Origin of the sequence: Rhizobium sp. NFR07 (assembly GCF_900111905.1) — a bacterium.
GTDB lineage: Bacteria > Pseudomonadota > Alphaproteobacteria > Rhizobiales > Rhizobiaceae > Neorhizobium.
The window spans coordinates 132,742-147,568 of record NZ_FOKM01000015.1 but is presented as its reverse complement, the minus strand read 5'-3'; the positions used below and the strand labels follow the sequence as shown (position 1 = coordinate 147,568).

15 protein-coding genes are annotated in these 14,827 nt (G+C 60.2%); 3 read left to right on the top strand and 12 right to left on the bottom strand.

The annotated features are described in order from the left end of the window. Positions 1–374: 374 nt before the first annotated feature. Genes trbI through traI form a run of 12 tightly spaced genes read right to left on the bottom strand, consistent with a single transcriptional unit; the run spans position 375 to position 10,686 of the window. Complete coding sequence (gene trbI, locus BM216_RS26345; protein ID WP_093002179.1) at positions 375–1,682, bottom strand: IncP-type conjugal transfer protein TrbI; 1,308 nt, start codon at positions 1,680–1,682, stop codon at positions 375–377. Between the two features lie 11 nt (positions 1,683–1,693). Next, positions 1,694–2,173, bottom strand: coding sequence for a conjugal transfer protein TrbH (gene trbH, locus BM216_RS26340; RefSeq protein ID WP_093002177.1), 480 nt, complete (start codon positions 2,171–2,173; stop codon positions 1,694–1,696). Next, positions 2,173–2,991: a P-type conjugative transfer protein TrbG gene (gene trbG, locus BM216_RS26335; RefSeq protein ID WP_244530347.1), complete on the bottom strand. Its 819-nt coding sequence runs from the start codon at positions 2,989–2,991 to the stop codon at positions 2,173–2,175. The genes trbH and trbG overlap by 1 nt, the downstream gene beginning before the upstream one ends. Positions 2,992–3,041: 50 nt before the next feature. Further along, entirely contained in the window at positions 3,042–3,704 is a 663-nt protein-coding gene (locus tag BM216_RS26330) for a conjugal transfer protein TrbF (protein WP_093002176.1), read from the bottom strand. Between the two features lie 15 nt (positions 3,705–3,719). After that, positions 3,720–4,910 (bottom strand): P-type conjugative transfer protein TrbL, encoded by a 1,191-nt coding sequence (gene trbL, locus BM216_RS26325; RefSeq protein WP_093002174.1) that lies wholly within the window; start codon positions 4,908–4,910, stop codon positions 3,720–3,722. After that, the gene (trbK, locus tag BM216_RS26320; protein WP_093002172.1) at positions 4,904–5,137 is read right to left on the bottom strand and encodes an entry exclusion protein TrbK; all 234 of its coding nucleotides are present in this window, start codon (positions 5,135–5,137) and stop codon (positions 4,904–4,906) included. The genes trbL and trbK overlap by 7 nt, the downstream gene beginning before the upstream one ends. Then, positions 5,134–5,943 (bottom strand): P-type conjugative transfer protein TrbJ, encoded by an 810-nt coding sequence (trbJ, locus tag BM216_RS26315; protein WP_093002170.1) that lies wholly within the window; start codon positions 5,941–5,943, stop codon positions 5,134–5,136. The genes trbK and trbJ overlap by 4 nt, the downstream gene beginning before the upstream one ends. Then, on the bottom strand, positions 5,915–8,377 hold the full coding sequence (locus BM216_RS26310) for a conjugal transfer protein TrbE (RefSeq protein WP_093002168.1): 2,463 nt from the start codon (positions 8,375–8,377) through the stop codon (positions 5,915–5,917). Before BM216_RS26310 ends, trbJ begins: the two co-directional genes overlap by 29 nt. Positions 8,378–8,387: 10 nt before the next feature. Beyond that, complete coding sequence (locus BM216_RS26305) at positions 8,388–8,687, bottom strand: conjugal transfer protein TrbD (protein WP_093002166.1); 300 nt, start codon at positions 8,685–8,687, stop codon at positions 8,388–8,390. Then, a complete protein-coding gene (gene trbC / locus BM216_RS26300) occupies positions 8,680–9,090 on the bottom strand; it encodes a conjugal transfer pilin TrbC (protein ID WP_093002164.1) in 411 nt (136 codons plus the stop codon). The genes BM216_RS26305 and trbC overlap by 8 nt, the downstream gene beginning before the upstream one ends. Continuing rightward, a complete protein-coding gene (gene trbB / locus BM216_RS26295) occupies positions 9,080–10,051 on the bottom strand; it encodes a P-type conjugative transfer ATPase TrbB (RefSeq protein WP_093002163.1) in 972 nt (323 codons plus the stop codon). Before trbB ends, trbC begins: the two co-directional genes overlap by 11 nt. Next, entirely contained in the window at positions 10,048–10,686 is a 639-nt protein-coding gene (gene traI, locus BM216_RS26290; protein WP_093002162.1) for an acyl-homoserine-lactone synthase, read from the bottom strand. The genes trbB and traI overlap by 4 nt, the downstream gene beginning before the upstream one ends. A 376-nt stretch (positions 10,687–11,062) precedes the next feature. Between traI and repA the strand changes: the two genes are divergently transcribed. From repA to repC, 3 genes are all read left to right on the top strand, one after another. Next, complete coding sequence (gene repA, locus BM216_RS26285; protein WP_093002161.1) at positions 11,063–12,253, top strand: plasmid partitioning protein RepA; 1,191 nt, start codon at positions 11,063–11,065, stop codon at positions 12,251–12,253. Positions 12,254–12,337: 84 nt separating this feature from the next. Then, the gene (repB, locus tag BM216_RS26280) at positions 12,338–13,333 is read left to right on the top strand and encodes a plasmid partitioning protein RepB (protein ID WP_093002160.1); all 996 of its coding nucleotides are present in this window, start codon (positions 12,338–12,340) and stop codon (positions 13,331–13,333) included. Positions 13,334–13,489: 156 nt separating this feature from the next. Next, positions 13,490–14,734, top strand: coding sequence for a plasmid replication protein RepC (gene repC / locus BM216_RS26275; protein ID WP_093002159.1), 1,245 nt, complete (start codon positions 13,490–13,492; stop codon positions 14,732–14,734). The last annotated feature ends 93 nt before the right edge of the window (positions 14,735–14,827 follow it).

Below are 14,827 nucleotides of genomic sequence, written 5' to 3'. Positions count from 1 at the left end.
GAGCATGAGACGCGATCATTTCTGACGTTTCACCGCCGAAAATATGGATGGCCTGGCTATCCTCCCGATCCAAGGCTACAAGGGCCGTCTGTCAATCGTTGCAAAGCACTAACGCGGAAAACGTATGGCCGCCGAAAATTACGTGAAAGTTACGTGGAATTCTTGGCCTTGACGCCAGCCCATGAAGCTAGCGAGCCGGCCGACGTGGTCGCGCGGTTTGTCCCTCAGCAAAAGCGCCGTGCAGATCCATTTTCATGGCGGCCTCGCACTTGATGAGCCAGGTCTAGTTTGCATCGTCATCCGGTACATTATGGTTGAGACATGTAGTGGGGGTGGATGTAAAGGGGGACATTACCGATCTGACTGTCAGCGGTTCATCGATATTGGCTTGGAAAGACAATGTCCTGATCTACTAGCACATTGAATTTGTAACCGGGCCGGATTTGCAGCGCCGGCTGCACGTCCATGTTGCGCTGAATTGTCCTGTCAGCCACTCGCCCGAACGTTTCGGCGAAGTTGCGCCGTGCCGCATCAGATGCCGTATCCTGGGTGGCAAGCGTCGAGCTCTGGGGAACAGCCATGTCGATGCCGGTCCCGATCAGCGCGATCATGACCGCCGAGCCGAAGGTTTTGAGATAGTGGTTGTTCACCTTGTCCTTGAAGCCGCCGTAGCCTTCCGCATCCGTGCCGGCCATGCCGCCGATCTGCAATGTCGATCCGTTCGGGAAGATGATATCGGACCAAACGACGAGAACCCGGCTCTGGCCGAACGAGACCTTGCTGTCGTAGCGTCCTAACAGTTTCGTGCCCTGCGGGATCAGCAGGCGATGACCAGTTGCGCTGTCATAGACATTCTGGCTGACCTGCGCGGTGATCCGACCCGGAAGGTCGGAATTGATGCCCGTTATCAATGTCGCCGGAATGACCGAGCCGCGTTTCAGTTCGTACAGGGACTGCTGTGGTACGACGCGGTTTGGCAGATAGCCAAGATCCTTGAGGTCGGCATTGAAGAAGTCTTCCTTGGAGCTCTGTCCATTCGGATCGACATTCTGGCCGCCGAGACCAGCGCGTAGGGCCGCGGCATAAAGGTCGGAGGCGTTTGCGCTCGCGGCGGCTGTCGTCGTCCGGCCCCCCGCGCCCTCATCTCTTTCCGACCGCGCTTCCAGCTTGCCGCGATCGATGGCAAGCGGCGCGTCGTAGGCGGTGTCTCGCGCCTGCATTCGGGCCATCCGCTGGCGCTGCTGCTCGCGAAGAATCTGTTCCTGTTGCTCACGAGCAAGACGCGCCCGCCAAACTTCCTCCGGTTCCAGTTCCTGCCCGCGCCGTTGCTCCTGTCTCTGTTCCGGCTGCTGCGTAAAGGGATTTGCCGCCTTCTCCTCGGCCTGTTTCGTCTCGACCGGCGTCGGCTGAAACGTTTCCTGCTGCTGTGGCTCGCCAATGATGCCGTCGGTGACGCCCCGCTTGATCTGGTCGGCATAGGTCGAGGCCGGATTGCCCGAGCTGGTGTCCGGGCCGCTATCCTTGCCGAAGTAGAGCCCGCGCGAGGCGAACCCAAAGAAGATGATGCCGAGAAAGGCGACCAACAGCACAATCACGACGATGACCGGCAGACGGTTCACCCGCTTGACACCGGCCGTGGCCTGACTGTTTTGCGCACCGCCGAGTTTGAGGGATTGCACCATGATGTCCTCCCTCACCCTCGCCGCATCAGCGACACTGCGCTCGCCGGTGTCGCACCCGATGTCGTCACGGTATAGGCCCGTCCGAGTTCGACACTGCTGGTCGAGAGCCTTGCGAGCACCTGGCCGTCATAGGGCATGATGACATAGGCGAGCGTAATGACGACGGCGCCGCTATCCGTCTTCTGGTCGGTGACAACGGCATAACCCCAACCCTTCAATGCCGCTTCAAGCGCCTGTCCGAATGGGGAACCGTCTTGTTTGAGCACAACGGTTGCCTTCCCCTGTCCGATCTGTTCGGCAAGACGGCTGACCATGTCGCCGGCGATGGCGCCCGCCGCTGGTCCCGAGATTTCTGGAGGTGCGGCACTCGATCCGAGACCACCGTTGTCCATCGACTGGCAACCGGAAAGGAGGATGGCGAGGGCACCGGTTGTGGCGAGGCACCGGATTGGGCCGAAACGATCACGGGTATGGCGAAGGAGGCCTGGCATCACCGCCCTCCCCTGCTGATTGTCACCCTCTGTTGTTTCCAGCCAACGCCGGAGACGAGGACAGCACGATCGATGTTGTAGTCGACCACCATCATGTTGCTCTTCATGCGATAGTTGACGATGCGGTTCTGACCGCCGGAGACGACGAAGAGAACCGGCGCATCCTGCCCCGAGATCGACCGCGGAAACTGGATGTAGGTCTTCTGCCCGTCGGAATAGACCCGCGTCGGCCGCCAGCCGGCACTGCCCGAGACGGAGTAGGCAAAGCTCAATTGCTCGGCCGGAACCCCGGCGCCGGGAATGGTGCTGGCTTCCAGCCGGGCGTTGACGTCGGCAAGTTTGGCCGAGACGTCCTCTGGATATTCAAAGCCGACACGCGCCATATACTGGGTTGGATGAGACTTGAGCTGGATATGATAGGTCCGTCGCGACGTCGTCACGACCATCGAGGTCACTAGACCCGGCTCCGACGGCTTGACGATCAGGTGAATCGCCTGCCCCCCGGCCGCACCGGATGTCGCGGGCTCGACCTTCCACCGCACAGTGTCGCCAACCAGCACGTCGCGAACGACCTCGCCACCCTGGAGCTCGATGTCACAGACCTGCAACGGCGAGCAGACGACGGACGGCTGCACCTCGCCATAAAGGAAGACCACCTTCCCATCCGCGCCTTTCGTCACGAGCCCGCGACTTCCACGCCATTGTGTCGAAATCCCCATGCCTTTCGCCTCATTGGCGGTGACACCATCAGCGGCGAAAGAATGAGACGGGAAGGCGGAGGAGGCAGCAACGGCGATAGCAATGATGCCGGCGCTCATCGTGACCCGAGATAGTTCGTATGATCTGTTCATGTTCCGGGCCATGCCTTTCAAAGCTGCGCAGTCCAATCAAAGTCGCGGAGATAGAGACCGATGGGATTAAGGCGGATGACACCCTCATCCTGGGGCGGCGTCAGTGTCACAGTGGCGATCCCGCGGAAGCGGCGCGTGGCGGTCTCCTTGCCGCGGCGGTCCCGCTCGAACTCCGTCCAGTCGATCTGGTAGCTCTGGTTCGACAACGCGACGATGTTGTTGACCTCAATCGCCACCGTTGCGGTCTTCGCCTTCTCGAAGGGCGAATTCGAGCGAAACCAAGCATTCACCTTTTCCGTCGCGGGATCGGAGGTGCGCAGCAGCCCATAGGTCCGATCGATATATTGCTTCTGCACGACCGCGTCCGGCGTGACGGACCGGAAGTTCGAAACGAAGCTGCCGAGTGTCGCGCGCACCACCCGGGGATCGGCATATTCGATCTGCTGCGGGAAGCCGGCGTTGACTGATGTGCCAAGCTTGTCGACTTCAACGATATAAGGGATCAGCTTGACCTGCGTGCTCTGGAAGAGCGCGTAGCCAAAGCCAATCACCGCCATGGTCATGCCGGCAATGCCGACGACGCGCCAGGCGGCTGCCGCTTTGACGTACGAGCCATAACGCTCGTTCCATTCGTTGCGCGCGGCGATGTAGGGATTATCTGGAACATTCTGTCCGGCCATTCTGTCAGGGTCCCGTCACTTGCTGTCGTTGATCGGCGGTGGTGGAGACGGTGTGCCGGGCCGTGCGGATGGTTGATCGAGTTTGGCGTTGGCAAGGCCGAGCATCGATCCGGCATAGGCTCCCGGCGAACCGATCGCTTTTTCCTTTGCAGCCGAGCCGACTGCTCCGGCCGCTCCGCCAATCCCCGCCTGCATGCCGCGCAGCGCGGCACTTCCGAGAGATGCTCCCCCTGCTCTTGCGGCACTGGCGGCCCCGAATCCTCTGTTGGCCGCACCGATCGTCAGGAAACCGGCCCCAAGCGCCGCGGATGCCGCCTGCCCGCCGTGACGGATGGCTTCCATACCGCCGCCGACAGACGCGCCCTGGACCACGCCCTGCAGGATGGGCGGCACATACATGGCGATGACGAAGACGACGACGGAGATCCCCGCAATCGCGAGCGTGGTGATAAACTGTTCCGACAATGCGGTTGGCGCCTCTGCCAGACCGAGGAGGATATCCGAGCCGATCTTGGCGATCATCACCAGCGCCATCAGCTTCATGCCGACGGAGAAGGCATAGACCAGATATTTGATGGCGAAGTCCTTGGTGTACGAGGATCCACCCAGGCCCAGCATGATCATGCCCGCGAGCAGTCCGACATACATCTCGACCATGACGGCAACGAAGATCGCAGCCACCAGCGAAAACGACACCACCACCACGACCATGGCGAAGACGGCGGCGATCGCCAGCGCATTATCTTCCCAGAGGCCAAACTTCGCCTGTTCCGACATTTTGGTCGCGACACGAATGCCGGCATCGAAGATGTTGGCGGGAGAAGCCGAGCCGCCGCCGGCGCCGATCTGGTAGAGGCTGTCGACGACGGCTTTTGCGAATGCCGGGCCCTGATCGAGAATGAAGGCGAACAGGCCGATAAACATGATCCGCTTGACGAGTTCAGCGAACCAGCTGTCGAGCGAGGCGGCATTGATTGCCAGCCAAACGGCGGCAATGCCGACCTCGATACCTGCGAGGATCCAGAAGAGTGACCGCGCCGCGTTCATCACGGTCGTCTCCCAGCTCTTGGCAGCGGTGACGACGGAATTCTCGAGTGTGGTCAGGACCTGGCCCTGTTGGGCCAGTGCCGGCGTGGTCGCCAGCAGGACGATGGCGATCGCGATGAACATGCGGTCGGCCACACGGGAAGAAGGAACGGCTACCATCGCGGTTTCATCTCCTGACCGCCGCGGATGTTACGGTCGGAATTTCCGCCAAAGAACTCTTCACGATGTCGGCGCTGTTCTTCATCGGCGGACGAATTGATTGCGGCTGTGCCCGATCCGGAGATTGGGGTGGCCTGCGGCTGGACAGCGAGCCAGGTGATGACGCTCGCGCCGGCCGCAGAAACTACCGCGACGAAGGCGAGAATGAGGATCAGACGCGGGCTCACCAGCGGGGCTCCATCGTCTGGCCGCCGCGGATGTCACGCTCGGTTCCGCTGAAGAATTGTTCGCGCCGCGCTTGCGCCAGATCCTTTTGCGCCTGTTCGGACTGGTACCAGGTCCCCATCATCGTCATCTGCTGGGAAACGAGACCCCGCAGCTTCTGCATCTGCGCGACCTGCTGGGCTGCAATCTCGTGCCCGACCTGCAGCGCCTTCATCTGGCCGTCGGCCGATTCCGACATCGACCTGAGCTGCGACATCGTGCTTTCCTCGCTGGAGAATTGCTCTGCCGTCAGATTGGCGGCCTTTAGCGTGCCGGCGATCGTGTCGCGATTGGTGTCGGACCAGCTCTGGTAGGTCGTGGAGAAGCTCGCACCCTCAGGAAGGTTGCTCTTCATGTCGGCGAAACTCTGGAAGCGTTGCTTGAGCACATCGTCGACATTGCCCATGGAGAAGGCGACGCCCTGGCCCTGGTTGACGATACTCTGGAGGTTCTTCAGGTCATTTTCGACCTGGCCCCAGATATGGTTCGGCAGCTGAGCGGTGTTCTGCAGCATGTTTTTGTAGATGTTAAGCTGGTTCTGGATCTGCTCGGCCAGCTGCGAAATCTGGGTGATCTGGTTGTTCACCTGCTCGGCGGACTTGCCGACGAGGCTGATGAGTTCGGTATTGTTGGCAAGCTGCGTCCATTCTGTCGCCTGTCCGGTGACGCCACCGGCCTGCACTGGAAGCGGGAGAGCGGACGAGAGCATGAGGACCGCACCAAGCGCGGTGTGCAATGTCCTATTGGGTTGGGAAGAGCGTGTCGGCATGGGCGATCCCCCTTTGCTGGAGCCAATGGAGAGGCCAGCTGGCCCCATGTTCGAGATGCAGGGCGCGGATGCGCTTCAGGTCTTCCTTTCCGGATGCCCCGACAAAGGACAGAGCGACGGGACCGAGGGCCATGTCGAACAGGCGGCGGCCCTCTGGCGACACGACGTAATAGTCTCGCTTGGGGATCGCGGTCGCGACGATCTCGATCTGCCGCTCGTTGAAGCCGATGCGCTCGTAGAATTCGCGCGTGCCCGGCTCCCGTGCAGCACCGTTCGGCAGGCAGATCTTGGTCGGGCAGGATTCCTTCAGCACGTCGATAATCCCGGACCGCTCGGCATCAGAGATTGACTGCGTGGCGAGCACCACGGCACAGTTGGCCTTGCGCAGCACCTTCAGCCATTCCCGGATCTTGTCCCGGAACACCGGGTGGCCGAGCATCAGCCAGGCCTCGTCGAGGATGATGAGGCTTGGCGCACCGCTGAGGCGCTTTTCGATGCGTCGGAAGAGATAGGTGAGCACGGGCACGAGATTGCGCTCGCCCATGTTCATCAGTTCCTCGATTTCGAAGCACTGGAAGGCGCCAAGCGCCAGACCGTCCTCCTCGGCGTCGAGAAGTTGCCCCATCGGACCATCGACGGTGTAGTGATGCAGGGCATCCTTGATCTCACGCATCTGGACGCCGGAGATGAAGTCCGAGAGCGAGCGGCCGCGTGACTCCGCCATAAGCCCGATCTGCCGGGAGATAGCATTGCGGTAGTCCGGTGTGATCGTCACACCCTGCAGGGCGACCAGCATCTCGATCCACTCGAACGCCCAGGCACGATCAGCGTCGGAGGAAAGATCGGCCAGCGGGCAGAAAGAGAGTGCCCTTCCCTCCCCTTCCTCCGGTGCATCACCTCCGATCTGATAATGATCGCCGTTGATCCCCAGCGTCAGCGGCAGCATTGAGCCCCCCTTGTCGAAGGCGAAGATCTGCGCATCGGCGTAGCGTCGGAACTGCGCTGCGATCAATGAGAGCAGCGTTGATTTGCCGGAGCCCGTCGGTCCGAAGATCAACGTGTGGCCGACATCGTCGACATGCAGGTTGAGCCGGAACGGCGTCGACCCGCTTGCGACCTGCATCAGCGGAGGCGATCCGGCCGGATAGAACGGGCAAGGTGCTATCGGGCTTCCCGACCAGATCGAGTTGAGCGGGATAAGGTCGGCGAGATTGCGCGTGTTGACCAGCGGCTCACGAATATTGGCATAGGAGACGCCGGGCAGGCTGCCGAGAAACGCATCGGTCGCGTTGATCGTCTCGATGCGTGCGCCAAAACCTTCGGCCTGGATCAGGCGGCGGACGCCCTCACATTTCTCCTGCAGGCTCTGTTGGTCCTCGTCGAAGAGAACGATGACCGGCGTATAGTAGCCATAGGCCACGAGCTGCGATGAGGCTTCTGCGATCGCGTCCTCGGTTTCTGCCACCATCAGCATCGCATCCCGGTCGAGCGACCGCGACTGCGTCTGGAAAAGCTGATCGAAGAATGGCCTGACCTTCTGCTGCCATTTCTTGCGCGTACGCTCGAGCTTGCCCCTCGCCTCCTCGGAATCAAGGAAGATGAAGCGGGACGACCAGCGATAGGTGAGCGGCATCAGGTCGAGACTGTTGAGAATTCCCGGCCAACTTTCTGCAGGCAGGCCATCGATCGCCACCACGCCGAGGAACCGGTTCTCGACGAGTGGCGTCAGACCGTGCTGCAGCTCGGCCGTCACCAGCCAATCGAGATACATGGCGATCTCGGGCAGACGTACCGGATGATTTTCCCCGGTGATGCAAAAGCGGATGAACTGGAAGAGTTCGTCGTAGCGGGCGACACGGTGACCACCGCGCTCTGACGTTTCGCGTGTCGTCATCCGTCGGATCGACAAGACATTGGCGAGATATTGTTCGACCTCGCGGATCGACGTCAGGAAGGTCTCAAGCGCCTTGTCGGCATAGGTTGCGGATCGGCTGCCAACGTCGGAATAGACATAGCGCGTCAGTCCGGTCCGCCTGGGCTCCGGCGGACGCCAGGTCAGGATCAGGGCGTGGCGGCTCTCATAGTGTCCCCTCTCCTTCTGGAAATGCGCCCGCCGCTCCGCATCGATGGCGCGGGTCACTGGATCAGGGAAATGACTGGCTTCCTCGGTTGGATAATCGCCCGTGGGTACTCGGACAGCCTCGACCTGGATCATCCAGCCGGAGCCGAGCCGTGACAGGATGGCATTGATCTGTCGCGACACCTCATTGCGCTCGGCGTCGGTCGAACTTTCGCTGTCCGGTCCGGCAAAATACCAGCCGGCCATCAGCGAGCCGTCCTTCAGAAGAATGACGCCGTTGTCGACCAAGCCCGCGTATGGAACGAGATCGGCAAAGGACGGTCCGGAATGGCGGAAGGATTTGAGGGCAACCATGTCGTACCCCTCAATACCGGCGCCACGGCGACGACGTCGCGCGGTAGAAGGTCTTGTAGGAGATATGCCGGATATAAACCCTTCGCATAAGCGGATCGGCCTTGGCCATCATGCGAAGGGCAGCTAACGCGACTAGCCAGACCGCGATGCCGAAAAGCGCTGCATACCAGGTGAGCACAACGAAGATCAGGATGACGGCGGCGAGCGCCGTCAGCAGGACAAGCTCGCGATCGGCGCCCATCAACAGGTTAGGACGTGATAGCGCCCGATGCACCCGAGAGCGGATGAGGTTGGAGCCGGCTTCAGCCACGATCCCCCTCCCCTGCCACGGACGGCTCCGTCACTGGCACAAAGTCCACCGGATCAACGCCTGAATCGGCACGGTGCTCGCCAATCGACGCGCCGGTTGCGCCGAAAAGAGCGACGATCTGGGTGGCGCCGAGCAGAACGCCGCCGACCAGGGCGACATAGCAAAGGCGACGGGCAAAATCGTTGAGTTCGCCGCCGAAGATCAGCATGGCGCCGGCGATCGCGACCGCGGCAAGCGCAATGAACCCGGCGACGGGACCGGTGATCGACTGCTGGATCTGCTGCAGGGGCGATTCCCACGGAAGACCGCCTCCGCCAGAGCCCGCGAATGCGGGCTCTGAAATGCTAAGGGAAACGGCAGCAAACATGATCGCTGCGAGAATGGGATAGGTCTTACGCGACATGGCTTTCCTCGTCGATCTGGGCATAGTGTTCGGTCTGGTACTGATTGTTGCGGTATCCTTCGATGTGGATCACTTCGCGGACACGCCTCCCCTTCCCCGTCCGCTCGATCGAGACGACGAGATCGACCGCCTCGCCGATCACCTCCTGCATTGGCTGCTGGCTGGCCTCGGCAGTCAGTTGCTCAAGCCGGCGCAGTGCCGACATCGCGGTGTTGGAATGGATCGTGGTGACGCCGCCGGGATGACCGGTATTCCAGGCTTTCAGGAGCGTCAGAGCCGCACCGTCGCGGACCTCACCGACGATGATGCGGTCCGGGCGCAGTCTCATGGTGCTCTTCAGCAATCGCGCCATATCGATTGTATCGCTGGTATGCAGGCAGACTGCGTTCTCGGCCGCACACTGGATTTCGACGGTATCTTCGAGGATCACCATGCGATCGTCGGGAGCGGCGATAACCACTTCAGCGATGATGGCGTTCGCAAGCGTTGTCTTTCCCGAACCCGTACCCCCGGAAATGACGATGTTCATGCGAGCGTCGATCGCGCTGCGTATTGCGGAGGCCTGCGCCTCCGTCATGATCTTGGTCTTTACGTACTCCTCCAAGGGAACAAGACGTGACGCCCTACGGCGAATGGTGAAAGCCGGTCCGGACACCACGGGCGGCAGCAGCCCCTCGAAACGGTGCCCGCCTATCGGCAGCTCTCCGGAAATGATCGGTCGATCCGTGTCGGCTTCGGACTGCAAGGCGTGGGCGACGCTGCCAATCACCACCTCTGCAGCAGCAGCGGACATCGCACCGGCTGGGGCCACGCCGTGCCCCAGCCTCTCGATAAAGAGCTTGCCGTCAGGGTTGAGCATGATCTCGACCACCGTCGCATCTTCAAGCGCGACGCAGAGCTGGTCGCCAAGCGCATCCTGCAGCTTGCGGACCAGGCGCGGATGGGAGCGGAGCTGGGTCACGCAGCGCTCCGGATCTTTGGAGGTTGAATGTCCGAGATGGCGGACTGATAGCCCATCGGCCGGACTCGGCCGAGGCTCTCAGGATCGGCCGGCAGCGAACCAGCAATCGCAACCGTGTTGCCAATTTCAGTTGGCTCCCCGAGGCGCTTCATCGGCCAGCCGGCGCGGTTGAGGATCCGCTCGAAGCGGAGATCGGTCGCCGTAACGATCTCGTTGTAGCCGTTGGCCATCGACCACTCGATGATACCGGCGAACATGGTGAGCGTGGCGAGATGAAGCCGCCCCCCTCCCCTCGGCTCAGCCAGTGACGTGTCAACGCAAAATCGCGAACTCTCGACCATCGTTGGCGAGGCATATAGTTCACCACGCACAAGGAGCTGGGAGAAAGTTCCCTCCAGCATGGTTGGCCCTTGCGTAGGGAGAAGGCGTGCGCATCCGACCACGCGGGCGTCGTCGGTGATCGCAAGGATGTAGGTAGGATCGAACCTGTCGTACTCGTCGAACTCGCCCGATTCGGTGACCGTGACATCCCATTCGAGGCGGCCGCGGAAGACCATCGCGCGAAGTCGATGCATCTGTGCCAGTTCATCTGAATGATGGGCGTACTGATTAGGTGGGACGGTCAGAATCCGCATGTCTTTCTCCGGTTGTTTCGGACATACGGAGAAAGATCACCTGAAAACCGGCGTGGCTATCTGCAGATCTGCAGTCGGTGATTTTACCTGTTTAATGACGGATCAGCCATCGACCGACATCGCCTGAACCCGTGCGAAGGCCTGGTGCAACTGCAGATCTGCAGTTTCCACTGACTATACGCAATGGATGGAATCTGCCTAACTGGCGGAAAGATATCACGGATTCGTTGAGCCATGCCGATTCCCGGCTAGCGCGTTAACTTGTTGTTAACCTTAAATGTCTTGCGGCGCGATGGGAATCGGATGATAGTTTCGAAAGTGATGGCCGCCGAGCCATTTTTTCGAAAGTGAAGACCTCCGGGAAATAGTTCGCAAAATGAGCACTGAGTTGCAGAACAGGTTTGATATCGAGATCGCCCAGCAGGGGTCGAAGATCTCAAGCGCGTTGCATATGTTGCGCAGCCAGCAATACCCGCCGGACGCTCGCAAGGGCTTGCGCAAGTTCCAGCTTGCGGAAGTCGCCGATTTCATGGGGGTGACGCAGACGCATTTGAGGCAACTCCATTCTGATGGCAAGGGGCCGGAGATCGAGTCGGTCAGCGGACGTCGGTATTATACAGCGGACCAGATGCTCGAGCTCCGGGACTATCTCGAGACAAACAAGAAGTCCGACAAGCGGTACTACGTGCCCAGGCGCCGGGAAGGCGAATTGATGCAGGTTGTCTCGGTCGTAAACTTCAAGGGCGGCAGCGGCAAGACCACCACGGCTGCGCACCTTGCCCAGTATCTTGCTCTCACCGGCCATCGAGTATTGGCCGTCGATCTCGATCCGCAGGCTTCACTCACCTCGCTGTTCGGGATCCAACCGGAGCTTGATGATACCGCCTCACTCTATGAGGCTCTTCGCTTCGACGATGAGCGAAAGTCGATCGCGGACGTCATCCAGCCGACCAACATTCCGGGACTGGATGTGGTCCCGGCGAACCTGGTTCTCCAGGAATACGAATATGACGTGCCGCTAGCGATCTCGTCCAGGAACGGAGAGGACGGCCGGCTCTTCTACATGCGGATCGCCAGTGCTCTAAAGCAGGTCGATGACAAGTATGACGTGGTCGTCATCGACTGCCCTCCACAGCTAGGATACCTGACAATCACCGCACTCATGGCGTCAACAGGTATCCTCATCACCATCCATCCCCAGATGCTGGACATCATGTCGATGAGTCAGTTTCTGATGATGCTGGGCGGGATCATGGGGCCAGTCGCCGAGGCAGGGGCGGAGATGCGGGTGCAGTGGTTCCGCTATCTGATCACGCGCTTCGAGCCGACGGATATCCCTCAGGCCCAGATGGTCGGGTTCATGCAGTCGATGTTTGCGCAGCAGATGTTGCGAAATCACGTCCTGAAATCCACGGCCATCTCAGATGCGTCGATCAAGAAGCAGACCCTGTACGAGGTCGAGCGGAGCGAGTTCGTCCGCGCGACCTACGACCGGGCAATGGAAAGTCTCAATGCCGCCAACGCGGAAATCGTCGATCTCATCCATGGTGTCTGGGGGAGAAAATGAGAGACTTGTCAGCCGTTTATTTTGCTGTTTTTGTAAGCGCGATGAATGGCTTGTCGCAATTGAACGTTCGTCCGGAGGCCAGCCATGTCACGTGAAAATCCATTCGCCAAGTTGGACATGGCTGCCATCTCGGCGAGCCAGACGCCAACCAAGCCCGGTTACGGCATGACAGGAGCCGCAAAGACGGTTGTCCGCTCGATCGAGGATATGGCCGAGAACACCAAGAAGCTGATGGAAGGCGAGGTGATCGTGGATCTAGATCCGCGGCTGATCGATGCCTCTTTCGTTGCCGACCGTCTGTCCGACAATGGGGAGGAGTTTCAGGAATTGCTCCAGGCGATTAGGGAATCAGGTCAGACGACGCCAATTCTGGTTCGCCCCAGTTCGACGGACGCCAAGCGATATATGGTGGTGTTTGGCCATCGTCGCCTCAGGGTCGCGCGCGAGCTTGGAGTTCCAGTCAAGGCAATAGTAAAGCAGCTGGACGACACCACCTCCGCCATTGTTCAGGGTCAGGAGAACGCGGCGCGGTCAAATCTGTCCTTCATAGAGCGCGCCTATTTCGCCCAGAACCTGATTACGTCGGGAATGACCAAGGAGACAGTTCGTTCTTCGCTTGCCATTGACGAGGCTATGCTCTCGAAGATGCTCGCGGTCGTCGAGGTAGTGCCGACACCAGTTATCACGGCGTTGGGAGCGTCCAAGAAAATCGGGCGCGACCGTTGGCTGAGCCTCCGCCAGCTTGTCCTTGCCCCTGCCCTGTCCAAGGTTGCGACCGATCACGTGGAGTCCGCCGACTTTCAAGCGCTCCCTGAAGGCGACCGCTTCGACAAACTCCATGACCACCTGAAGCGATACAAGGCCAAGTCAGCCGCCAAGAAGCCAAAGGCTGAGTCCCCTGTCCGGGATTGGACCTCAACCGATCGCGCGTTGAACATGGTGATGAATGCGAAGGCAAGGAAGGTTGCCATCGAGCTAACCAACGCTGAAGCCAGGCCGTTCAGCGAATGGCTGTCTTCACACATGGGTCGTTTGTATGAGGAGTACAAAGGATCGAAAACTGAAACGAACGGAGACTGAACCGCAAAAGAAAAAGGCCCCCAAACGGCGAACCGTGGAAGCCTCTCTCGTCATCTCTAGCAGGATCGAGAATCGCATTTCCCGGAATCACAGTCAAGAGTCTTGGCGCCGATTTGGTGAGCGGATTTCCTTTGCCTGAAGCAAGGTGAAAGAAAAATGCAGACGGGACATGTGACGACGCCCTTTGGGCGGCGGCCGATGTCGCTCGCCCTGGTACGAAGCCAGATGGCGATCGAGAATCCGCGACCGGAAACGCGCATCGAGAAGTGGAAAGTCTTTCGAGACGTATGCGAGGCACGGGAACGCCTGGGCATCCAGGACCGGGCACTTGCCGTCCTTGATGCCCTCTTGACGTTTCACCCTCAGGCGCAGCTCGATTCGAGCCATGGTCTGGTCGTCTTCCCATCCAATGCCCAGCTGTCTGTTCGAGCCCACGGGATCACCGAGACGACCCTGCGCCGGCAACTCGCCGCGTTGGTTGACGCGGGCCTTATTCTCCGGCGTGACAGCCCGAACGGCAAACGCTATGCGCACCGCAACCGGGATGGCGAGGTCGAACAGGCCTACGGGTTTGACCTGACTCCGCTGCTGGCTCGTGCCACGGAACTAGCCTTGATGGCGCAGGATGTCGCCGCCGAGCGCGCGCGCTTCCGCCGTGCAAAGGAAGCGCTGACGATCTGCCGTCGCGATGTGCGCAAGTTGATCTCGGCCGCGGTGGAAGAGGGCGCAGCCGGCAACTGGGACCAGGTGGGGTCTGAGTATGTCAGCATTCTCGCTCGTCTCCCTCGCCACCCGAACCGCTCCCAGGTCGAGGTTACGCTCGATGAAATGGAGCTCCTGCGGGAAGAGGTGCTCAACATCCTGGAAATGCAGCTTAAAACGGAAGAAGCGGATGGCAATGCCATTCACGATGACCGCCACATACAGAATTCAAATACCGAATCTATAAATGAACTTGAACCTCGCTCTGGAAAGGAGCAGGGCGAAAACTTGGCGGACAAACCTCTGACCAGGGATGAGCCAAATGAACCACGAAAGACGAAACGCGAGCGGATCAAGGCGTTCCCGCTCGGAATGGTCCTTCGTGCCTGCCCCCAGATCTCCGATTACGGACCGGGCGGGCGCATCGAACACTGGCGCGAGCTCATGAAGGCGGCCGTGGTCGTGCGCTCAATGCTCGGCGTTAGCCCCTCCGCCTACGAGGAGGCGTGCAACGCCATGGGGCCGGAAAATGCCGCGGTGGCTATGGCCTGCATTCTCGAGCGGTCGAATTTCATAACGTCGGCGGGCGGCTATCTGCGGGACCTGACCAAGCGCTCTGAGCGCGGGGTATTTTCGCTTGGGCCAATGCTGATGGCTCTCATGAAGGCAATCGACCAGGGAAATCGAAGGACTGCGTGATGTTGGCAAGGCGCCGCGGCCCGCAAGCAGGAAATTGGCCCTCATCCGCCGGAGGAAAGATCACTTGTCAGCCGTTTTTTTTCGTGATTTCTC